Annotated in this window: 18 protein-coding genes and 1 pseudogene; 11 read left to right on the forward strand and 8 right to left on the reverse strand. The window is 43.1% G+C overall.

All coding sequences use genetic code 11. From position 1 onward, the window contains the following. Positions 1-27: 27 nt before the first annotated feature. Entirely contained in the window at positions 28-984 is a 957-nt protein-coding gene (locus MHI32_RS09860) for a pectinesterase family protein (protein ID WP_340012711.1), read from the forward strand. Between the two features lie 88 nt (positions 985-1,072). Here MHI32_RS09860 and MHI32_RS09865 read toward each other — a convergent pair whose 3' ends face one another. Together MHI32_RS09865 and MHI32_RS09870 are read right to left on the reverse strand one after the other, a co-directional pair. Further along, the gene (locus tag MHI32_RS09865; RefSeq protein ID WP_340012261.1) at positions 1,073-2,071 is read right to left on the reverse strand and encodes an NADP-dependent oxidoreductase; all 999 of its coding nucleotides are present in this window, start codon (positions 2,069-2,071) and stop codon (positions 1,073-1,075) included. 18 nt (positions 2,072-2,089) lie between these two features. Then, positions 2,090-2,554, reverse strand: coding sequence for a MerR family transcriptional regulator (locus tag MHI32_RS09870; RefSeq protein WP_076124989.1), 465 nt, complete (start codon positions 2,552-2,554; stop codon positions 2,090-2,092). A gap of 176 nt (positions 2,555-2,730) precedes the next feature. On the opposite strand from MHI32_RS09870, the gene MHI32_RS09875 reads away from it, so the two are divergent. From MHI32_RS09875 to MHI32_RS09895, 5 genes are all read left to right on the forward strand, one after another. Further along, on the forward strand, positions 2,731-3,582 hold the full coding sequence (locus tag MHI32_RS09875) for an SDR family NAD(P)-dependent oxidoreductase (RefSeq protein WP_340012263.1): 852 nt from the start codon (positions 2,731-2,733) through the stop codon (positions 3,580-3,582). 99 nt (positions 3,583-3,681) lie between these two features. Continuing rightward, positions 3,682-5,661 (forward strand): ATP-dependent DNA helicase, encoded by a 1,980-nt coding sequence (locus MHI32_RS09880; RefSeq protein WP_076184363.1) that lies wholly within the window; start codon positions 3,682-3,684, stop codon positions 5,659-5,661. Positions 5,662-5,879: 218 nt separating this feature from the next. Beyond that, on the forward strand, positions 5,880-6,923 hold the full coding sequence (locus MHI32_RS09885; RefSeq protein WP_076184311.1) for a YeiH family protein: 1,044 nt from the start codon (positions 5,880-5,882) through the stop codon (positions 6,921-6,923). 110 nt (positions 6,924-7,033) lie between these two features. Further along, positions 7,034-7,843 (forward strand): MerR family transcriptional regulator, encoded by an 810-nt coding sequence (locus MHI32_RS09890; protein WP_076124994.1) that lies wholly within the window; start codon positions 7,034-7,036, stop codon positions 7,841-7,843. Positions 7,844-8,043: 200 nt separating this feature from the next. Beyond that, the gene (locus MHI32_RS09895) at positions 8,044-9,978 is read left to right on the forward strand and encodes an FAD-dependent oxidoreductase (protein WP_340012264.1); all 1,935 of its coding nucleotides are present in this window, start codon (positions 8,044-8,046) and stop codon (positions 9,976-9,978) included. 76 nt (positions 9,979-10,054) lie between these two features. On the opposite strand, the gene MHI32_RS09900 is transcribed toward MHI32_RS09895, so the two are convergent. Then, positions 10,055-10,471 (reverse strand): helix-turn-helix domain-containing protein, encoded by a 417-nt coding sequence (locus MHI32_RS09900; protein WP_340012265.1) that lies wholly within the window; start codon positions 10,469-10,471, stop codon positions 10,055-10,057. A gap of 135 nt (positions 10,472-10,606) precedes the next feature. Between MHI32_RS09900 and MHI32_RS09905 the strand changes: the two genes are divergently transcribed. Further along, complete coding sequence (locus tag MHI32_RS09905; protein WP_076218537.1) at positions 10,607-11,068, forward strand: DUF2798 domain-containing protein; 462 nt, start codon at positions 10,607-10,609, stop codon at positions 11,066-11,068. 108 nt (positions 11,069-11,176) lie between these two features. On the opposite strand, the gene MHI32_RS09910 is transcribed toward MHI32_RS09905, so the two are convergent. Then, a complete protein-coding gene (locus tag MHI32_RS09910; protein WP_340012267.1) occupies positions 11,177-12,118 on the reverse strand; it encodes a MerR family transcriptional regulator in 942 nt (313 codons plus the stop codon). A gap of 345 nt (positions 12,119-12,463) precedes the next feature. Here MHI32_RS09910 and MHI32_RS09915 point away from each other — a divergent pair, with 345 nt between their 5' ends. After that, positions 12,464-14,260 carry a methyl-accepting chemotaxis protein gene (locus tag MHI32_RS09915; RefSeq protein ID WP_340012269.1) on the forward strand — a complete coding sequence of 599 codons (1,797 nt, stop codon included), beginning with the start codon at positions 12,464-12,466 and terminating at the stop codon, positions 14,258-14,260. Between the two features lie 461 nt (positions 14,261-14,721). On the opposite strand, the gene MHI32_RS09920 is transcribed toward MHI32_RS09915, so the two are convergent. The 3 genes and pseudogenes from MHI32_RS09920 to MHI32_RS09930 form a co-directional block, all read right to left on the reverse strand. After that, complete coding sequence (locus MHI32_RS09920; RefSeq protein ID WP_248549292.1) at positions 14,722-15,609, reverse strand: NAD-dependent epimerase/dehydratase family protein; 888 nt, start codon at positions 15,607-15,609, stop codon at positions 14,722-14,724. Positions 15,610-16,076: 467 nt separating this feature from the next. Further along, entirely contained in the window at positions 16,077-16,997 is a 921-nt protein-coding gene (locus MHI32_RS09925; RefSeq protein ID WP_340012713.1) for a sigma factor-like helix-turn-helix DNA-binding protein, read from the reverse strand. Then, positions 16,995-17,096 (reverse strand): annotated as a pseudogene (locus tag MHI32_RS09930) (sigma factor); the annotation flags it as partial. The pseudogene MHI32_RS09930 and the gene MHI32_RS09925, both read right to left, overlap by 3 nt. Positions 17,097-17,339: 243 nt before the next feature. On the opposite strand from MHI32_RS09930, the gene clpP reads away from it, so the two are divergent. Beyond that, positions 17,340-17,921 (forward strand): ATP-dependent Clp endopeptidase proteolytic subunit ClpP, encoded by a 582-nt coding sequence (clpP, locus tag MHI32_RS09935; RefSeq protein WP_036679301.1) that lies wholly within the window; start codon positions 17,340-17,342, stop codon positions 17,919-17,921. A gap of 21 nt (positions 17,922-17,942) precedes the next feature. Next, positions 17,943-18,149, forward strand: a complete 207-nt coding sequence (locus MHI32_RS09940) for a hypothetical protein (protein ID WP_076125006.1) — start codon at positions 17,943-17,945, stop codon at positions 18,147-18,149. Positions 18,150-18,197: 48 nt separating this feature from the next. On the opposite strand, the gene MHI32_RS09945 is transcribed toward MHI32_RS09940, so the two are convergent. Beyond that, entirely contained in the window at positions 18,198-19,193 is a 996-nt protein-coding gene (locus MHI32_RS09945) for a LacI family DNA-binding transcriptional regulator (RefSeq protein ID WP_256717185.1), read from the reverse strand. Between the two features lie 274 nt (positions 19,194-19,467). Between MHI32_RS09945 and MHI32_RS09950 the strand changes: the two genes are divergently transcribed. Continuing rightward, positions 19,468-21,216, forward strand: a complete 1,749-nt coding sequence (locus MHI32_RS09950) for an alpha-glucosidase (RefSeq protein ID WP_340012271.1) — start codon at positions 19,468-19,470, stop codon at positions 21,214-21,216. Positions 21,217-21,392: the final 176 nt, after the last annotated feature.

Below are 21,392 nucleotides of genomic sequence, written 5' to 3' on the forward strand. Positions count from 1 at the left end.
AATTTATTGAGAGGAAAAGAATCCACTATGCTTGTTGTAGGAAAAGAATCCTTTTGCGCTTATCACACGATTCAAGAGGCGATAGATTCTCTAGAGCAGGAGCTATCCGCTCAAGCGGATACGCTTTATATCTTGTCAGGGGTCTATAAAGAGGCAGTGCGGATTTATCGTTCTAATCTTACGATCATAGGGATTGGCTACGTGGAGATTGTTATGAATCGTTACGCGAAAGAGCGTGATGAAGCGGGCGAAGAAATCAATACATTCTCTACACCAACGTTATTTCTGGGCGGCAGCCATCTGGTCTTGGAGAATCTGGTGATTACCAATAATGCAGGGCAGGGTGAAAATATCGGGCAGGCGGTAGCCGTATATGCTAATTGTGATCAAACCGTATTTAGAAATTGCACCTTAAAAGGGCATCAGGATACGTTATTCACAGGACCTTTGCCACCTGCACCCAAAGAGCGATCTACGTTTGGAGGTATACCACTGAGAGAACACCATGCCCAATATCGGCAGTTGTATCAGCATTGCTATATAGAGGGAACAGTGGACTTTATATTTGGTGGGGCTACAGCATATTTTGACAGATGTGAAATTCGCAGCTTGTGTCATAGTGAGAATCAAGCAGGTTATATTACGGCTGCCTCCACACCTGAGGGACAATCGTATGGTTATATTTTTAAAAATTGCTTTTTAACAGCAGCTCCTGATATTGCTCCGGTGTTTCTGGGCCGTCCTTGGCGTGAGTATGCTAAAACCGTATTTGTAGATTGCCAGTTGGGTGCACATATACATCCACTTGGCTGGGATAACTGGGACAACACCGCTAATGAACAAACCGTTAGTTATCAGGAATATGGCGTGAAGGATGCAATTCCCCTGAGTAAGCAACGTGTGTTTTGGGCAGATTGCTTTGAAGATGGGGACGAGACGCTGGATAAAGAGTTTGTTTTTGCTGGCACGGATTTTTGGAAATAGATAATTTAACTAACGAGTACACAAGTAAAAAACGGTAGTCTAGACAGAAGCATAAAGTCTTAGACTGCCGTTTTATTTAAATGTTGTATCACTTTATTTTTAATATGATATTTCCTTTAGCTCTGCCCGATTCGGAATACTCCATCGCTTTCTGCGCCTCTACAAAAGGAAACACTTGATCAATAACAGGTTTTATTTGTCCGGATTCAATAAGCTCTGAAATGATTTCTAATTGACTGCCACTTGGTTTCATGAACAGAAAGCTGTATTTAACCTTGTACTTTGCCTCTAATTTGCTCAGCTTCCGGGTAATCAAGCGAAAAATATTAGTTTTTATAAACCCAGCTCCATACTCTTTTCCGAAGCGTGCATTAGGCAACCCTGAAACCGATACAATTTGTCCTCCTTGTTTGACTATTTTAAAAGCTTTTTCTAATGTTTCACCGCCAATGGTATCGAATACTCCGTCATAATTTTGTAAAATCTTATCATATGCTTCGGTTTTATAATTGATAATTTGATCGGCTCCAAGTGACTTGACCAATTCTGCTCCAGCATCGCTTGTAGTAGTAGCCACGTATATCCCCATCGCTTTGGCAAGTTGGATAGCAAAGGTGCCAACACCGCCCGCTCCCGCTTGAATCAATACCTTTTGTCCTGCCGTTAGCTGTAATATATCATGTAATGCTTGATAAGAAGTAAGCCCGACTAATGGGATGGATGCAGCTTCCTCAAAGGAAAGATTGTGAGGTTTGAGAGCTATATCCTCTTCATGTACGGAGATATATTCTGCGAAGGTTCCAATTCTATCTTTTCTGGGCCGTCCGTAAATCTCATCACCTATCTTGAATTTTTTAACATTCTTTCCTACTTGGATGACAATCCCTGAAAAATCATTTCCTAAAACTAGGGGCATGTTGTATTTCAACAGCGTACGTACTTTGCCATCCCGCACTTTGAAATCGATAGGATTAATACTTGCTGCGTGGATCTCTGCCAATACATCGTAATCACCCACTGCGGGTGTTGGGATGTCGGCTAGTTGAAGAGGGTAATTCCCGTATTTTTTTATGATCATTGCTTTCATCCTAAAAACTCCAATTCATTAATTATTCATTTTTGCTGATCCAGAAAAATAACTCATCTCAACAGGGGAGATGTTTTTTGATTTCGATTTGTCCTCGCTTTTATCTGAGCAGTCTCGGCGATATTTCCCTTGTTCCAGCTTCATATCAATAAAATCGACAACCTGCTGCAGCGAGGAGATTTGGCTGACGATGTTTTCTCGATGGTTTCTTAAATGCTCCACCAGTTCAGGATAATCCGCGGGATCAGCGTCGGCGGAGACCGCCAAAAATGGCTGCATTTCCTGCAAGGGCATGCCTGTTTTTTTGAGGCAGGATAGCAGCAGGATTGTATCTATGTCTTCCTGCCGGTAAACGCGATGCCCGTTGTCCTTCCGGTCTGCCCGGGGAAGCAGCGCGATCTTTTCGTAATAGCGGATTGTATCCTCGGATATTCCGGTTTGCACGGCGGTTTCTTTTATCGTAAACGTTTGCTCTGCCTTCATACTGTACCTCCTGGAGATTGCTTTGTGTGTGCATTATACAACTTGGAGCTGACTCCAAGTCAAGACCTTATCTCTGGGACAAAATCTTTTTATTACGCCTTGACTTGGAGTCGACTCCAATTAATAAAATGTGCGTTATAAGAGGAAGATATCCCGAATTCAGGAGGAGATTTACAATGAGCACACAGCAACGTGAAAATATCGCATTGATTACAGGCGCTAACGCCGGGATTGGATTGGAATTAACTCGAAAATTGCTAGCGGAGGATTGGCAGGTGGTTGCTTTGAACCGTTCCGGTTTTCCAGCCGATGATGAGAACATCCAAAAAGCCATCAAAAACGGCTGGCTTCGTATTTATAAAACAACCGATCTCGCGGATTTTGCCAGCTTGAGAGGGACACTGGAAGAGATCAAAGGCAAGGAGCAGCGGATCGATATTTTGTTCAACAATGCCGGCGGGAGCTTCCCTGAACTGAGCTATTCGACACAGGGGCGCGAAAAGCACTATGAGTTGATGACCGTTGTGCCGTATATTATTTTAATGGAATTGAAGGATATCCTACAAAAAGGACGCTTAAAAACGGTGATCAACACCTCATCCTCCGCGCTTAAGTTTACGAAAGAGTTTACGATTGAAATCCTGGAGCGTCCCACCACCTTCCGCAAGCTGCTTGGTCCTTACGCCACCTCAAAGCTGGCATTATCGTTATGGACACAGGCCGCTGCGCCGCAGCTTGCTAACGAGGGCATCATGATTCGCAGTGTTGATCCGGGTAGCAATAACACGCTGCGAAAAGGAAAAAATTCTGGACTGCCTCTAATAGTTAAACCGTTGATGAAGCTGTTTTTCTCTCCGCCTACCCACGGCGCCGACCAATTGTATGAGGGTGCTCTGGGAGAACACCGTGGGGAGACGGGGGTATTTCTTTGGAAAGGCCAGGTTGCGGATTTGAAATTTAAGGATCAAGCCCGGAATGTTTTGGAAAGGATTAGTGATATTTACGAAAATGAGTATCTTCGTTATTAATCAGATCTTTAGTTGTCTCTAATTATTTTTTGTAATTCCTCCAAACGTATGAGATAATAGAGTTTTTCCGTTGATTCTATTTTTCATGGCATGGTAGAGATGCCTGATCAAATATTGGAGGTAGGCTTGTTGGCGAAACAGTATCCTTTTGAATATGATCGGACCAAACCTTTTATGGAGCAAGTAGGGGAATGGGTCGGAGATGTATTCTATGAAATTCTTCCTGAGGCTGGATTTGAAGTACGTGATGAACAGATATATATGGCCTTTCAGGTAGAGCGGGCTTTTGCCGAGAAAAAGACGATTTTTGCTGAAGCAGGGGTCGGAACAGGCAAGACATTAGTGTATTTGTTGTATAGCATTTGTTACGCGCGTTATATGGGCAAGCCTGCGATTATTGCATGTGCGGACGAGTCCTTGATTGAGCAGCTTGTGAAACCGGAAGGCGATATCGCCAAGCTTGCGAAGCATCTGAACATGAATATTGATGCTAGACTAGCGAAATCTCCGGATAAATATATGTGTCTGAAAAAGCTGGATCAGGCTCGGAACCATGATGATGAAAGCTTACCACTGGAGAGCTTGTACAGTACATTACCTGATTTTGTACATTCACATGCACCGATGCAGCAATTCCATGCTTATGGAGACCGCAGAGATTACCCTGATCTGAATGACGAACAATGGAACAAGATTAACTGGGATACGTTTCAGGACTGCTTTACTTGCGATATGCGTCACCGCTGCGGGCAGACCTTGTCCCGTGATCATTACCGGAAATCAAGTGATCTGATCATTTGTTCCCACGATTATTACATGGAGCATATTTGGACCTATGAAGCGCGTAAGCGGGAAGGGCAAATCCCTTTGCTTCCGGATCACTGTGCGGTTGTATTCGATGAAGGACATTTATTAGAATCAGCGGCCATGAAGGCGCTTGGCTATAAGATGAAGCATGTCGTCTTTGAAGAATTGATTTCTCGCCTGCTACAGAACGAGATTCGTGAAACGCTGGCGGTTCTGATTGATGAAGCGATCATGCAAAGTGAGCAAATGTTCAAAGCGATTCGCCGTCAATGCCGAAACATACCGGGATCAGATCGGAAAAGCATTGCGCTGAATGCTTCATTGATTCGTGAGGTACACCGGATGAGGAGTGTAATTGCTGCTATCGAAGAAGAATTAGTATTCGAAAGCGGACTCTACACGATTGATGAATATCAACTGCGAATTGTGGAGGAACGTTTGGAGACCATAGAAATCGCTTTGCGATTGTTTGAGGATTCAGGGGCTCTAATCTGCTGGGCGACAGAAGAAAGCGATGGTCTAACGCTGTCGGTCATGCCACGAAATGTCAAAGAGGTACTTCAAGACAGTCTGTTCACGCAAAAAATGCCAATCGTATTCTCATCGGCTACATTGTCTGTGGATAAATCATTCCAATACTTGAAGGACAGTCTTGGGATACAAGATTTTTTATCCTTCTCTGTAGACTCACCTTATGACTATGAGCACCAGATGAATGTCTATGTGCCAGAGCTTCAGAGTGGGGATTTTGCTGAGAAAATGGAAATTTCCCTGAAGCTTATTCAGCGGACTGAAGGTAGAGCACTGCTACTGTTCCGTACTCGTGAAGAGCTTCTGCAGTTCAAGCAGCTTAACTCGTTAAGACCGGAAAGCAGTTCATATTCATTTTTATATGAAGGGGATCAAGAAATCAGCTATTTAATTTCGGCGTTCCAACGGGATGAGCATAGCGTGTTATGTGCGGTCACCTTATGGGAAGGGCTGGACATTCCTGGACCTTCATTATCTAATGTGATCATATGGTCGCTGCCGTATCCTCCGCTTGATCCAGTGTTTATGGCAAAACGGGCGGAAACCTCCACTCCCTTTGAAGATGTGGATTTGCCTTACATGCTGTTAAGACTCAAACAAGGGATGGGGCGGCTGATTCGAACCGGTACAGATCAAGGAATTGTAACTGTACTTGCGGAAGAGGAAGGGCAACATCCGGTACACGAATATATAACTTCTGTACTTCCAAAAGGGACTCGACTACAGAAGCTGGAAGCTTAAATATCACTAACGATTATAATTGCTCCTTTGGTGAGGCAGATGCTACGGCATTTATGTTTCACTCGAAGGAGCTTTTTTGTCTAAAATTAAGCATAAGTATTCCTAATCTTACGGATAGGATATTGGTATTTAACTTCCGGGCGGTGTCGTATTATTGTTGAGTCATGGGATGTATTTATACAGCATCATCTAGAGATTCATCAAGGAGTGTATACGACATGGGTCAATCAGAAGGTTTGTATCAACCAGATCACAACAAAAAGGTTGGGTTTGCATTAGGGATAGGGCTAACCTTAGTTATCGCATTATTGGCGAAATTTTTAGCGGGTTTTCCATTCCTATCTATTATGGGGCAATTGGTCATTGCCATCTTAATCGGGATTATTTGGCGAGCTACGATAGGAGTGCCAAATAGCATCACACATGGCACCGATTTTTCCAGTAAAAAACTGCTTCGTCTTGGGATTATCTTGCTCGGTATGCGGCTTAATCTAAAGGATATCGTTGCGGCAGGACCTCGGGTATTTCTTTTGGCAGTCATCGTCATTATATTTGCGATCTCCGTTGTATACGGACTGGCTCGACTGTTCAAAGTAGATAAGCGCCTCAGTATCTTAACTGCCTGCGGAACTGCGATTTGCGGTGCGGCAGCTGTGGTTGCCATCGCTCCACAGATAAAAGCCAAAGATGACGAAACTGCTATTGGTGCAGCTATAGTAGCTATATTAGGCACAATATTTACACTGCTGTACACATTTTTATATCCTTTTCTCGGCTTATCAGATTTAGGTTATGGGGTATTCTCAGGAGCGACTTTACATGAAATTGCTCACGTTATCGCGGCTGCGGATGCAGGTGGAAATGCTGCCGTTGATATGGCGGTCATCGTTAAATTGACCCGGGTGGCTTTACTTGTGCCGGTGGCTATTTTAATTGGGATTTGGTCCAATCGTGAAGAAAGAAAAGTGCAAGGTGGAGCGGCTAAAGCTTCGTGGAAAAGCATTCCAATCCCTTGGTTTATTCTAGGATTTTTAGTTGTCAGTGGTGTGAATTCGTTAGGAATCGTCTCCGCATCAGTAGCCAATGGGATCGTTACGATTGCTTATATGTTAATCGCTATGGCGATGGCAGGGCTTGGATTAAACGTTGATTTGGCGGCATTTAGACGGCTTGGAATGAAGTCTTTTGCTGCGGGACTTATAGGTTCGGTCATGTTATCTTTAGTTGGATTTATGTTAGTTCACTTACTTGCGCTAGCGTAGTTAGCATGTACACCCTGAGTATGAAATGAGTTACTTCATATCCAAACAGCATCCTTCTCTTTATCATTTAGTGTGGTAGGGTATGCATGAAATGAATGGAGGGACTTCAAGTGAAGTATTGCATAGGTGAATTTGCTTCCATTCTCGGGGTAACTGCGGATACGCTGAGATTATACGAGAAACATGATATTGTTAGGCCTACAAAAGATAACAGCAATAATTATAGATATTTTAATGATTTAGATGCAAGGGATCTGTTAATGAGCAGATGGTATCGCAGTATGGAAATTCCATTGCCCGAAGTGGCACTTCTGATGAAGGATTCCTCTATTGAGCAAGTTATGGGATTGATGCAGCAGTCTCAGCAGAGTTTAGAAGAAGAGATTAAGCAAAAGACGATGCTGCTAAACAAGATGAATGAAATTCATAAAGAGCTTAAGGAAATAGAGTCCTCATTATATATATGTAAACTTAAACAACTGCCAGGCATGTACAGGCTTAAGCAAACGGATAAAAATGCATTATTAAAAAATGATATCGTAAAAAGCCTCGTCAACACTTGGATGGATAGGCTTCCTTATGCGTTTTATTCTTTTAAGATTGAGGACGCGGGGGTGTTATCCGGTGATAATAACTTTGACTATAGCTGGGGGCTTACCTTACCCGAGGAGGAAGTGCAGAAATTTGCAATGGATATCGATGAATATGTAGAGTACATTAGCCCGAGTACCTGTATCTCTGCTATCATGTTATCTACGGATGGACATTATATCACGAAGAAATCTTTGCAGTTTATGATAGATTACATCGAAGCAAATGGTTATACCATAGCGGGTGATGTGGTGGGTAAATTAATGCTTACTGAAAAAATAGAAGGCAATAACCGCTCATATTTGGAAGTGAATATTCCAATTGTATAAGTTTGTTTTTATAAACACCTGCTCTAAGAACGGGTGTTTTTTCTTTTTGGACAAGAATTGGACATTGACCTTGGTGCTGCACCAATGTTTATACTTCGGTATATAGCTTGGCAACGTTCGGTAGATATGTATAGATATGAATGTGAAAAATATCACGTTCTTGGCGAGCTATAAGATATTAGATACTGGGGGAGAAGAGAATGCGCAACAGAAATTTCACCAAGAAAATGCTCATGTTAACTTTTTGTATGGTGCTGATCGTTTCCATGCTGAGCGGATGCAAAGGAAATGGGGAGTCGGCAAATTCGTCATCATCTTTTAAAGCCGGTACATTCGCAGGGGAAGCGGAAGGCAAAGAGGGCGTGATTAAAGTAGAAGTCACTATGGATGAGCCAGATAAAATTAAAGATATCAAGATCGTAAGCCAGTCAGAAACGGGTGGTCTAGGCGATAGTGCACTTGAAAAAATAAAAGATCAAATTCTGGAAGGACAAACCTTGGCAGTAGATGCTGTTAGTGGTGCGAGTCTTTCCAGTGAAGCAATGCTCGCGGCAGTTGAAGATGCCGTAACCAAAGGTGGAGGAAATCTGGAAGTCTTCAAAGCCGGTGGCGTGCAAAAAGCAGGTGAAGGTAAAACGGAAAAGCTTGAATCAGACGTAGTGGTAGTAGGCGCCGGTGCATCTGGTGTGTCCGCAGCGGTAACCGCTGCTGATAAAGGTGCCAAGGTTATTATTATCGAAAAAACAGGAGTTATCGGGGGAGCAAGTAATCTATCCTGGGCCGGTAAGTTCTATAATTCTTCCGCAGCTACTGACAATAATCTTAAAGTAAATGTGGAAAAAGAAATTGCCGATTGGATTGTCAACAATCACTGGAGAGTTGACGCTGCAGCGATTAGACAATACGTAACGAAATCCGGCGAAACTTATGATTGGTTAGCAGAAAAAGGGTATAAAACCAGCTTCCTAAACTTCTTCGGAGAGCAGCTGCATGTACTGCCAGCTTATGAAACCCGGGAAGAGACCCTTCGGAAAATGTTGGCTGAATCGGTTGAACAAAAGGGTGGACAAGTGATCACCGAAACCACTGCCAAAAAGCTGATTACCAATGAAGCAGGAGAAGTTACAGGTATTGTGGCTGAGAAATCGGACGGGACTACTCTTGAAATCACAGCAAAAAGTGTCGTAATGGCAACAGGTGGTTATGCTGCAAATTCGGAAATGGTTAAAGAAGCTTTTGGTTTTGAAGGGGTTAACGGAGGACTAGGTCAGAATGTTGGGGAAGGTCTGAAGATGGCTTGGGAAGCAGGAGCCAAGGTTCCTGATAACTTCGGTGGACAAATGCTGCACCAAACATTAGCCAGAGCAACACAAGGACTAAAAACACAATATGAGCCTTTTGAAGCAAGTTATCCGCTGATGTTGACGTATCTGCCTAACTTCATGAATGTCGGTTCTTCCGGAGCACGTTTCAGAGATGAAGCAGCTACATTAACATCGGTCGCAGCAGCTAATACGAGTGCATTTAATGGTGCTTATCATATGGTTATCGTATCAAAATCTCAATTGGCTGCTCTTCAGTCCAAGGGGATGAAAGGTGTTAACGCACCAAGCCTGCCAGGAATGCCACCAGAATTTTATGCCGAATTTGCAGATCAATTCACGTTAGAGAATCCATGGGTAAATGCAGAAAAGGTGTTTGATTCTATGGTAGAAAACGGAGATGGCTTCAAAGGAAATACAATCGAAGAATTAGCAACAAATGCAGGTATGGATGTAGATGTGTTTGTAGAAAATTACAATAGTTATAAAGAAGCTACAAAAACTGGTGTGGATACTGAATTTGGTAAAGCTGCTGATTATTTAGAGCCAATGGGCGAAGAAGGACCGTATTATGCCATCGTCGCTGAAATCAACAACTTGGGTTCTGTGGGTGGCTTGCTGGTAAACACTAAGTTCCAAGTGCTAAATGAGAAACGTACACCAGTAAAAGGATTGTTTGCTGTAGGGCTTGAATCGGAAGGCGTATTATTCAACGATACCTATGTGGGCAATGGGGTCGGAATTGGTTATTCCTTTACCTCAGGTCGTCTAGGTGGAGAGAGCGCGGCAAACAGTGCTTTGAAAGCTAATTAACGACAATTTCCCGGAAAATAATTCAATCTTTTTAAAGCCGCAGAGTAAACAACTCTGCGGCTTTTTTTGCTGGAGATTAGAGCCAATCTTCTTTTAGCAAAGATTTAAGAAGCTCTACATTTGTTACTCCCAGCTTGGCAGCGATCTGCTGCTCTAATTCAATTTTGGTGATCATCATTCTGTTATTGCATTCTATACCCTTTGGAGTGAGGACAATATTTTTGTCACGCTGATTTCCTTCGACTTCAACGGCTTCAACATAACCACGGGATAACATGCCTTGAATGCTTTTATGCGTGCCCTGTCTTGAAATGTGAATTATTCTACTGATTTCTGAGATCGATAACATTTCTCGGGCCTCAAGAACTGCAAGAATGTGGGATTCGGTCTTATTGATTTGATCCGGGTCTTTGTTTGTCACTATTTTACGTAAAGCTAGATGCTTCTCACTGAGTAAATCAATCAGGTTCATTTTTTGCAGCTGCTTATTCATTAGAACACTCCTAAATGATGTCTCGTTTATCCCAGTATAAGTCATTTGCGATTATTGTCAACTTGGTTGACTTGATTTGAGAATTTGTGTTATTGTAATCCAAGTTGACAATACAGAGATAAAAGGAGCTTGAAGATGGGAAGAAACAAAAAAGAAGCATTTTTATTTACGTTCATCATGTGTTTTTTGATGGTACTGGGGATGAGTATTTACAATGTAGCACTAATGGAGGGTTGGTCAGGCACGTTAGTTAAGGATGTGATTGTCGGCTACTTGCCTGCATTTATAGTTGCACTCATTCTAGATGTATTTGTTGTAGGCAAGGTTGCGAAGGGGATCGCGCATAAGCTGGTTAAAGAAAATGATCCGATGATCAAAAAAATCATGTTCATATCCTTTTTTATGGTGACCGGAATGGTATTGTTCATGTCCTTCTATGGCGCAGTTCTCCATGTTGGATTTTCTGCTGAACTACCAAGAGCTTATCTGTCTGCCATAGGTAAAAATTTTATTTTTGCACTTCCACTGCAAATCATTTTAGTTGGGCCGCTTACACGATTTATTTTTGTGAAAATTACTCCAGCTGTGTCTGCGTAGGGAATAAATCAATAGAAGCAATATACAACAAAACGCTCTCCGTCTGCCCGAATAAGCAGAAGAGAGCGTTTTTTTTAGATGAGAAACGTTTATCTATGGCTCGCTCGTTTACGCAAGCGCGTGAACTCTCTTTTTTACAGGTTCGAGTAGATTTAGGGCATACTCATTTCCGCTACCTTTGGGACTATCGTTACGGATATGCTCCTCCAGACATAATCTGGAATTGTGATCCGCTTGATAATCAGGATGATTATCCAGATACCCCATTAGGGCTTGCCATGAGCCGTAGATATCATCAGTACTTTCTGTCAAAGCATAGAGGCCGCCGTCGAGGCGCATTTCCTTTAGGTGAGCTGGTATCATCACATTTTCCGGAATTGAGGCACAGAATCCATATCCGTAAGGTTTATTCTCACCACTTGGATGCGGGTTCGTATTGCCGCCAAACAGCCGTGCTGTGCCTAATAGTTGACTAGCTTCCAGCCATTCATTAACTGGGATCATAGATTCATCTTCTGGTGAGGTACTAACCGCAACATTGTAGGCAAATCTCATAGCTGGAAGAGTAATGAATCTTACATGAATAGGGGTAGAGTGATTAATAGTTGGCATAGATATAACCTCCTCAGTTTCAGTCATACCATCCGATGGACTGCATGACTTTTCGTTTAGTTCAGATAATAATTGATTTGTAATGGGTTCCTCGAGATGGGCGGATATCCACTGTAAAAAGAGATGGATTTCACCTTCTCTATTTGTTAGTTCTGTTTTTTGATTGTGAATAGAAGCCGCTTGCTGGCTGAGCGCTTCGTACATGGACTGAACGGACATATTTTTAAGCACGGTTCCAATATCCTTGATGCTAATATCCCGCTTTCTTAATAATGAGGTAACCCGAATGGCGAGTATTGCTTTCTCATCATAAATCCGCCAGCCAGAGCTGCTATCCCGCTTACTTTCAAACAATCCTTGAGCTTCCCAGTGACGCAGAGTCCGACTCGTCAGCCCGAATTGCGCAGAAAGCTTATCAATGGTAACAAATCCGCTCATAGACAACTCCCATTTCATAGTTTGATAAGGCGCCTTATGTGGATTATTTTAGCATTTAACGTTACGTCAATTGCAAGGAGAATTAATGATTGGGTATTCGAGATAATTTACATTTCTCATACAAAACATTGTCCAGTATTTAACGTCCAGCTTCTACAATCAAGATATTGGTAGAATGTACCTATTGCAATATGAGGCTTTATACGGAGGATGATATTGTTGAAAGCTAGGTCTATGCATCTAACTATGAAATGGAAGTTGATTTTGAGTTTTTCCGCCGTTGTTCTTTTCTTTTTGGGAGTAGCGTTTTATCAAAACCATAAAATCAGCCAAGTGGAGATTTCTATGGAAACGCAAAAAGCTGAGATGGAAAAACGAATTACCGTGTCTATAATTACGCAACTGCTGCAGGAAATGAATGCGGTAGAATCTTCGTTAGCGGGTTCGAGTGATTTGGAATTCGTCCAACCTTTTAAGGACAAGCAAACAAAGCTGACTAAAGAGTTGGCGACGGTGAATTTTGCGGCAGATTCGCCGGCATTTAAAGAGTTAGAACAATTACATAGTCAGATTGGGGAATATACGGGATATTTTGACGAATTGGTAAAGACCATAGAAGACGAGCAGCTTGATCCCATGAGTGTGCTGGAACAAATCGATGAATTACATACGAAAGCTACAGCGTTGAGTGAAGTCATGCTAGTGACTAATGAACAATTGTATACGGCAGCAGCAGAGAATGCAGAAAAAGCACAGGATTATTCTTTTGATCTGCTTAATCTGACCACCTCTATAGTTGCTTACGCAGCTGTGCTAGTGTTTATTTTCACATTAGTGATTGCGGTTATGCTCATACGTTCCTTCCTCAATCCTATTCATAAACTGCAAGTGGCTCTGCGAAAAATAGCCGAAGGAGATTTGCGTCAGCAGATTAATTCACCTTACAACGATGAGTTGGGCAGTTTGAGTCATCATTTTGATCATATGGTGGAGCGGGTCCGGGAAATGCTTCAGCATACCCAGTCAGTAGCCTCTTCGCTGGCAACTTATTCGCATTCTTTTCAAGAATCTTCATCTATAACGGCGCATACGAATCAAGATATCGTAAGCACTATACAGGAAATCTCGGTAGGCGCAGAACAGCAGGCAGGACAATCTGAGCAGAGCGCTGGCCTGATTCAGGAGCTGGAACGTGAAGTGAATGAGATCACGGAGTATACCGAGGTTATGCTGGCTACCAGTCAAACGGCTAATCACAATACTCGTAAAGGATCTGAATCCGTCATCGCCCTCCGGGAGGTGTCTGAGCATTCGCGAGAATCTGTTAATAAAGTATATCTGGCTTTAACCAAACTGAGTGATCAATCAAAGGACATCTCGCGCATCACTAAATCCATAACAGATATTTCTAATCAGACCAATATCCTCTCACTTAACGCAGCAATTGAAGCAGCCCGGGCGGGTGCCTACGGAAAAGGGTTCGCTGTCATCGCTGATGAAGTAAGACAATTATCAGTGCAGACCAAAGAGTCCTCCGTACATATCAGTCAGATTATTAGCGAGCTGCAATCCGGGATGGATGAATTCCAGCAATATATGCTGGTGACCAAAGGAAATCTTGAGGAACAGGATCATAAAGTGGCCGAAACGTTGTCCTCTTTTGAAGCGATTGATCATTCTATTGTGGAGATTAGTAAACAGATTGGGCAAATTCACGACAAAGTGGATATGACTCAGACTATGAACCGTAGACTCGCGGAATCTGTTCATGCCGTCGCGGCCATCGCCGAGGAAACTGCGGCAGGGGTACAAGAGGTGAACGCCTCCAGCGTACAGCAGGATCATGCTATCCGTGATATAGCCCGTCAAGCCATTGAGATTAATGAAATTTCGCAGAATTTATTCAAAGAAATCAACATTTTTAAGATTGATTCGGATGGGGACGATGGGGTCAGATATGAAGGTGACAGGGATACAAAGCATGCTGGCAATCCAGAAGCCGGGGACACATTAGGAGACGTATTAGGAGATGATACATTAGGTGCTGGTGATCCTCCAGATGATAGCGGTACTCCAAATGATGGTGGTACACCAAATGCAGACGGTTCTAAAGAGGGGGCTTATCTGACAATCTCTGCTTAGCTCAGCGGGAAATGGCATTCGTAGCGTAAGGTGGAGTAGGGAGTAGGGAGTAGGGAGTAGGGAGTAGGGAGTAGGGAGTAGGGAGTAGGGTCTAGAGATTAGAGTTTATAGAATAGAGTTTAGAGATGAGAGGCTAAAGTTTAGCGCTTAGTGAGGTTCTACCTGCCGTTTTGATTTTAAGTGTATTTTATACAACTAAAAAAGTTTGTATTTAGCTTGATTAGGGTTTAGTTGTATTTAGTGCAGTTATTTCGAGGCGAAATGACGATAACGGTGGTTTGGTGGGGATATAATTGCATGAAATACAACTAAAACCAGATGGGAGTACACATACCTGAAAATAGTTGTATAGAGTGCAATTAAATCAACGTATAATTGTGTTTGGTTACATGAAGAAGCTGGCTCATTCGTGAGAGTGTCCACGAAAAGCCAGCTTTTTATCGTAGTAACATAGTTGGTAATTAGTCCTCATAAGTTTGATTTAGGGTGCTAACTAACTCTGGGAGCCAGTCGCTTAGAGTGAGAAACTTGTATCCCTCCGATTGAGCTTTAGCTGTATCCATAAACCAGGATTGTGTGATCCCGAATGGAGAATTATGCGCATCCGCTGTTTCGCTTTGAATGACGGCTTGTTTTCCGGTCTCTTTTTCAATCAGCGAGATAAGGTCTTTAATACTAACGGTACCGTCTGAGCAAGCGTTGAGAGGACCCGTCACCGTCGAGTTGCCGAGCCAATACAGAAAATCAGCGGCTTCGTCCGAGCGGATAAAACAGATATTTGCATCTGGATTCGGAATCCCGATGGGCAGTTCGTTACGTACGTGTTCTATATGAAAATGGAGTCTTCGTGTATAATCGTCAGTTCCCAGAACAATCGGAAAGCGGACAGCAGCTACCGGGAACGTAGCTTGTTGGATAAGGACAGCTTCCGCAAGTCTTTTCCCCTCCTGATAGGTGAAATCCTTTCGTCCTCCATAACGAATTGGGTACGTTTCAGGATCGAATATCTCTTCCGTCAGCGCTTGCTCACTGAAATCATAGACAGATAAACTTGAAGTCAGTATGTAACGCGTGGTTTTGCCGTCAAAAATACGGCGCGCCTGATCCGCTTCATCAGGTGAAAAACAAATATTATCGTAAACCACATCCCAACTCGTATCACCTAATGCTTGAGCGAAGGCCTCCGGTTGAGACCGATCCACCTGTATCCGGTGAACGAGATCGCCAAAAGGATCGCTTGTTTCCCCGCGCGTTAATATGGTGACTTCGTTCTTAGAATCCTCAAGCAGACGCTCGACCAAACGTTTCCCAAAAAAGCGTGTGCCGCCTAAAATAAGAATCTTCCTCATCAACCTCACTCCTTGATTGCTATTAATGGTTATTAAAACGATTGTTTTTTGGTTTGTATAAAGCTTCTGACTCATTGTAGCAGCGGGATCAGCCAGATCAGCAGCAATGTATTGAGTTTTGAGTGATACAAATTGGACTAAAGGGAAAGAGTTAGTTTGATTGTACTTCGTGCAATAGAATTCGTATTAGAGTTGAGAAAATTAGATCCTATTGCACTCTCTACAATCAATGGATGAGCAAGTGGCATTAAACTAACTTTTCACCAGAATCTATTGCAGAAAGTGCTGCAGATTCAATTTTTGCTGCCAGGACGGCGGATTCTGTTGCACAATATGCAACGTTTGTAGCTAGTTACCACAAACAGCCCAAATGTTAATTACACATTAAGCGCACTAATCACAATCATATCTGTTCGTTTTTAACGTAACGAGACACTTAGCTGCCCGAGATCCAGCTTAACGAAAAACTACGCCACCATACACATTCCTGGCGTGGTATAGTTCCAGCTGTTTGAACTGAATCCACCAGTTTGGAAGGTCTGGAAGCCTTGCAAGCTTTGGCTCGATACCGCCATTACAGGTTCCTGACTTTCGTCCGCAAATACAAGCTCGATCAGCTCGGCAATTTCCCCATGTTCATACGCGGCTGCAAGGCGGCTCAAGACGATCTGCATGGCTGTGTCCTGTGGTAAGGAAGGACCATCGGCCTGAAGAAGCTCTTGTCTTACGAGAGGGAGGGCTTGCCGGGCTCGGTGCAGAGCGGCTTTTATTGCCCCTTCTGTGGTATCGAGAATGTCGGCAGCTTCCATTGCAGAGTGTCCCAATACTTCTCGAAGCAGGAACACCGCCTGTTGCAGCGGAGACAAATGACCCTGTAGTGCTTGAAAAGCAGCTTCAATCTCAAATGAACCATACTCCGCAGAGGCCTCAGTGGGGGACTGATCCAGCTCCAATACTCGTGACAAGGTGGCTTTTCGCCGCATGATATCAATCCATGTGTTTCGGGCAATCCGAAAAAGCAATGCCTCAGGATTTGGGTGATTTGTAGAACGGGTATGATGAGTAGAATTTGTAGGAATCGTAGAATGCATTGCAGATTTTGTAGACGGTGCAGTCTTAGATGGCGTTACAGCCTTGGCTGACATTGCAGTATTAGCAGCCGTTGCAGCCGTAGAAAACGTATAGTTCATTTTATTAGTTTTATTAGTTTTATTAGTTTGATTAGTTTCAAGTTTTTGATTAGCTCTATTAGCTCTATTAGCTCCGTTAGCTCCGTTAGCTCCGTTAGCTCCGTTAGCTTTATCATTTTCAATGGTTTCTTTATTTTGTTTAACTTCATTCATTGGACTGTTCCTATTATTTGCGCTCGTTGAGTCCGAAGTCTTCATATAACCTAGGGCCTTGACCCATGTATCCTGAGCTAAATCATCGGCATCCCACGGGGATTGTGTCAATGCAAGACAATATCGCTTCAGAGCTATCTGCAAAGACCTGGTGTTACTTTCATCCGGCGCATCTCCGGTGCTAAGCTTCTCAAGGATGATCACTCTGCATAACTCCTTTTCCAGTAAGGTGATTTCGATTACTTCTAATAATAAACGAATGAGCAGGAAATTAAGATACGCAATTTTAAAAAATAAAAATTCTCACGCCTAACGTATCCTATCCCCATACTAATCCGTTTACAGGGTAGATTTCAAAACTCTAAAACAGATGGAGGTCGAATACGGATGGCGTACGTTCCTTATGTAGTCGAACAAACGAATCAAGGTGAAAGATCTTACGATATTTATTCGCGGCTGTTGAAGGACCGGATAGTGTTCGTAGGTGCGGAAATTGAGGATCAGCTGGCTAACAGTATTGTTGCCCAGTTATTGTTTTTATCAGCAGAAGATCCGGATAAAGATATACACATGTATATTAATTGTCCAGGTGGCTCTATCACCGCAGGCTTCAGTATTTATGACACGATGCAGCTTATTAAACCGCCGGTGAATACCATTTGTACAGGAATGGCGGCTTCTTTTGGTTCTTTGTTGTTATTGGCTGGGGCCAAAGGGAAACGTTATGCCTTGCCGAATAGCGAGATTATGATTCATCAGCCGCATGGTGGGGCGCAGGGGCAAGCTAGTGACATTGCGATCAGTGCCAAACGTATTTTGAAGGCAAGGGAAGTGCTTGTGCAAATTACAGCGGACCGAACTGGGCAGACGGTAGAGAAGGTACTGCAAGATATGGATCGAGATTATTTCATGTCAGCCGATGAGGCGGTTGAATACGGAATTATCGATAAGGTCATCACAAATCTCTAAGACGAAGGAGTGAAGAAGGCTATGCTGGAGGTTTTGCAGGGAAAAGAGGTAACAATCTATTTTGTGGATGGCTCCAACGCTACAAAAGGAGTGCTGGAAACGGTAAGTGAAAAGTTCGTCAAATACCGGACGGATTTTGAAGAGTTTTATATTCCAATCAGCTCGATCTGTTCTATCTCTCTAGATACCAAAACGCGTGAACGAGCCAAAGTAGGATTCACACAATAACATCAATAACATCATCTGTATAAAAATGGGCTAGGAGCTCCTCAGCTCCTAACCCGTACTTTCCCGAATAGCCAAATAATGAGCCACATTTGCATGGTGCGGCACAACGGTCTCCCCTTTAATCAGCTTGATTAAGGTTCGGGTGGCGGTCATCCCAATCTCCGTTCCTGAGTATTCAACCGAGGAAAGCTTAGGTCGAACGATAGAGGCAATGAAGCTGTTATCAAATCCGAACACGGCAACATCAGCTGGCACCCGTAGACCGTTATCGGTTAAATGATTCATGGCTCCAACTGCCATCCAATCTGTAGAGCAAAACACCGCAGTAGGTAACTCCCCGCTATCCATAATTCGGCGCATGGCGTCGCTCCCATCTTCGACGGCCATCGCACTTTCTACTACCCATTCTTTTCTTAAGGTTATGCCTGCATCCATAAGGGCTTGTAGATAGCCTTTATACCGATCCCCGCCCACCGCATTATCTCCCGAGCCGCGAATCATAGCGATTTTGCGATGACCTTTTTGAATCAGATAAGTAACAGCTTCATAAGAGGCAGTTATATTGTCCAGATGAACGGAAGGAATCGTATCCACCTGCGATTGTTGCCCGACAAGCACGCAAGGTGTATTTGAGCTGCGGATGATCTCCAAATGTTCATGGTTTGGAATAGAACCCACAAATATATTTCCTTCTGTCCCCATCCGCTGGAACATCTTCAAATAATGTTGTTCACTTTCTGCACTGCCGTCCGTTAATCCGACCATAATGTCGTATCCATACAAATCCGCGAGATCGCGAATGCCAACATTGAAGTCATCCAGTACAGTGTTGCTATTCTGCGGAATGATCACACCGATCAGCTGTGTATTAGCTTTGTCCGTTTCAAGGCCGATGACATTCGAACGGTAGTTGGTTTGTTTAATAGCTTCCAGTACTCGTTTACGGACATCATCGTTAACTGGTTTGCTGTTATTGATTACCCTGGACACCGTAGAGATCGAAACGTTCGCCAATTGGGCTATATCTTTTATCTTTACCTTCAAGAAGATCACCATAACTTTCCATATGATTCACTTGGTGTTTCAACTCTCGCAAGCATATCACGGATAGCTTCAAGAATCCAAAAGATTGTTGTTGACCTAGGAAATAAAAGGTCCTATAATGATCGCTGAAGGAAAATTATTTCCTTGAAAAAAGCTTGTTTTGAACGATAAAGTTGAATTTTTGCTAAAAACAATAACTGAATTATTAATTCTAATGAATTTCGGGAAAATATTTTCCTGTGAAGGGTATATGAATACGAAGGAGCTGCATGCATTGAACAGAACATGGTGGAAAGAAGCCACAGCGTATCAAATTTACCCACGGAGCTTTATGGACAGCAATGGTGATGGTGTAGGCGATCTGCAGGGAGTCATTTCTAAACTTGATTATTTGCAGGAGCTTGGCATCAATGTCATTTGGATCTGTCCTATTTATAAATCCCCAAATGATGATAATGGTTATGATATTTCGGATTATCAGGATATTATGGCGGAGTTCGGCAGCATGGCCGACTTTGATCAGCTGCTGCACGAGGTTCATGCACGAGGCATGAAGCTGATTCTGGATCTAGTGATTAATCATACTTCGGACGAACATCCATGGTTTGTTGAAGCACGTTCAAGCAAGGATAATCCGAAGCGGGATTATTATATTTGGAGTGATCCCAAGGACGGGAAGGAGCCGAATAACTGGGAGAGTATTTTCAGCGGTTCGATTTGGGAGCTTGATCCCGCCACAGAGCAATATTTTATGCATGTATTTTCCAAAAGACAGCCAGACCTCAACTGGGAGAATCCTGAGGTGCGCCGTGAATTGTATAGCATGGTCAACTGGTGGCTGGACAAAGGAATCGACGGCTTCCGGGTGGATGCCATTTCACATATTAAAAAAATCACCGGACATCCCGATCTGCCGAATCCACAGAATCTTCCGTATGTTCCGTCTGGCGATGGGCACATGAACCGTGAAGGGATTCACGATTTCTTGCAGGAGCTCAAGCAGGAGACGTTTGACCGATATGACATCATGACAGTTGGCGAAGCGAGTGGTGTAAATGTTGATCAGGCGGAGTCGTGGGTGGGTGAAGAGCAAGGCAAATTTAATATGATTTTTCAATTCGAGCATTTAGCTCTTTGGAATAAGAGTGTGACAGGTGGATTGGATGTTCTGCAGTTAAAATCAGCGCTCTCCCGTTGGCAAAAAGGTCTTGAGGGCAGAGGCTGGAACGCATTGTTCATCGAAAATCACGACCAGCCGCGTTCAGTTTCTACTTGGGGAAATGATGGCCAGTATTGGAAAGAGTCAGCTAAATCGTTGGCTACGATGTATTTCCTGATGCAGGGAACACCATTTATTTATCAAGGTCAAGAAATTGGGATGACCAATGTAAGATTTGAATCAATGGATGATTACGATGATGTGGCGATGAAGAACTTGTATCGTTTGGAGACTGAAGCCGGTAAACCACATGAGGAAGTCATGGAGGTAATATGGAAGAACGGTCGGGACAACTCTAGAACACCAATGCAATGGAGCGACTCTGAAAACGCTGGTTTCAGCAGTGGCAAGCCATGGATGAAGGTGAATCCGAATTATACGGAAATCAATGTGGAGCGGGCGAAGCAGGACCCTTATTCCATCTATCATCATTACAAAAAGCTTATCGCTCTTCGGGCTGCTAATCCCGTTACTGTTTACGGGACTTATGATCTCATTTTGCCTGAAGATGAACGTATTTATGCTTATACGCGGACGCTTGGAAATGAAAAACTGCTGGTCATGTCTAACCTGACAGCAGAGGAAGCGCTGTTTGACCTTCCATTTGATTTGGAGTTTGATACTAGTGAATTGCTCTTGCATAACTATGAGGTTGATCCTGCGGAGCCGATTGAGACTGTCGCATTACGGCCTTACGAGTCCCGAGTGTATATGCTGGTTAACGCACCTGTAGAGCAAGAGGGTAGCAGTGAACTTGTACCTGCACAAGAGTTAAGTGAAGCTTCTTTTCCAGAAACCGTTTAATATATTTATTGTAATTCAAAGCGCCCAGTTATCCGGGCGCTTTTTTTGTTGCGTTAGTGTAGGACTCTTGCACAAAATGAATGCGCTTACCTAGGCAAGTCGTATAAAAATATTATTTTTTCTATTATTTTTGTTCCCAAAATTAATAGAATACTATATTATGTTATGAATACAGA

This window comes from Paenibacillus sp. FSL H7-0690 (assembly GCF_037980415.1).
GTDB lineage: Bacteria > Bacillota > Bacilli > Paenibacillales > Paenibacillaceae > Paenibacillus_AQ > Paenibacillus_AQ odorifer.

What these genes read in the sequence shown, in the direction of transcription:
- MHI32_RS09860 (WP_340012711.1), top strand. Translation starts at nt 28, where the DNA reads ATGCTTGTTGTAGGAAAAGAATCCTTTTGCGCTTATCACACGATTCAA.
- MHI32_RS09865 (WP_340012261.1), bottom strand. Translation starts at nt 2,071, where the DNA reads ATGAAAGCAATGATCATAAAAAAATACGGGAATTACCCTCTTCAACTA.
- MHI32_RS09870 (WP_076124989.1), bottom strand. Translation starts at nt 2,554, where the DNA reads ATGAAGGCAGAGCAAACGTTTACGATAAAAGAAACCGCCGTGCAAACC.
- MHI32_RS09875 (WP_340012263.1), top strand. Translation starts at nt 2,731, where the DNA reads ATGAGCACACAGCAACGTGAAAATATCGCATTGATTACAGGCGCTAAC.
- MHI32_RS09880 (WP_076184363.1), top strand. Translation starts at nt 3,682, where the DNA reads ATGCCTGATCAAATATTGGAGGTAGGCTTGTTGGCGAAACAGTATCCT.
- MHI32_RS09885 (WP_076184311.1), top strand. Translation starts at nt 5,880, where the DNA reads ATGGGTCAATCAGAAGGTTTGTATCAACCAGATCACAACAAAAAGGTT.
- MHI32_RS09895 (WP_340012264.1), top strand. Translation starts at nt 8,044, where the DNA reads ATGCGCAACAGAAATTTCACCAAGAAAATGCTCATGTTAACTTTTTGT.
- MHI32_RS09900 (WP_340012265.1), bottom strand. Translation starts at nt 10,471, where the DNA reads ATGAATAAGCAGCTGCAAAAAATGAACCTGATTGATTTACTCAGTGAG.
- MHI32_RS09905 (WP_076218537.1), top strand. Translation starts at nt 10,607, where the DNA reads ATGGGAAGAAACAAAAAAGAAGCATTTTTATTTACGTTCATCATGTGT.
- MHI32_RS09910 (WP_340012267.1), bottom strand. Translation starts at nt 12,118, where the DNA reads ATGAGCGGATTTGTTACCATTGATAAGCTTTCTGCGCAATTCGGGCTG.
- MHI32_RS09915 (WP_340012269.1), top strand. Translation starts at nt 12,464, where the DNA reads ATGGAAACGCAAAAAGCTGAGATGGAAAAACGAATTACCGTGTCTATA.
- MHI32_RS09920 (WP_248549292.1), bottom strand. Translation starts at nt 15,609, where the DNA reads ATGAGGAAGATTCTTATTTTAGGCGGCACACGCTTTTTTGGGAAACGT.
- MHI32_RS09925 (WP_340012713.1), bottom strand. Translation starts at nt 16,997, where the DNA reads ATGAAGACTTCGGACTCAACGAGCGCAAATAATAGGAACAGTCCAATG.
- clpP (WP_036679301.1), top strand. Translation starts at nt 17,340, where the DNA reads ATGGCGTACGTTCCTTATGTAGTCGAACAAACGAATCAAGGTGAAAGA.
- MHI32_RS09940 (WP_076125006.1), top strand. Translation starts at nt 17,943, where the DNA reads ATGCTGGAGGTTTTGCAGGGAAAAGAGGTAACAATCTATTTTGTGGAT.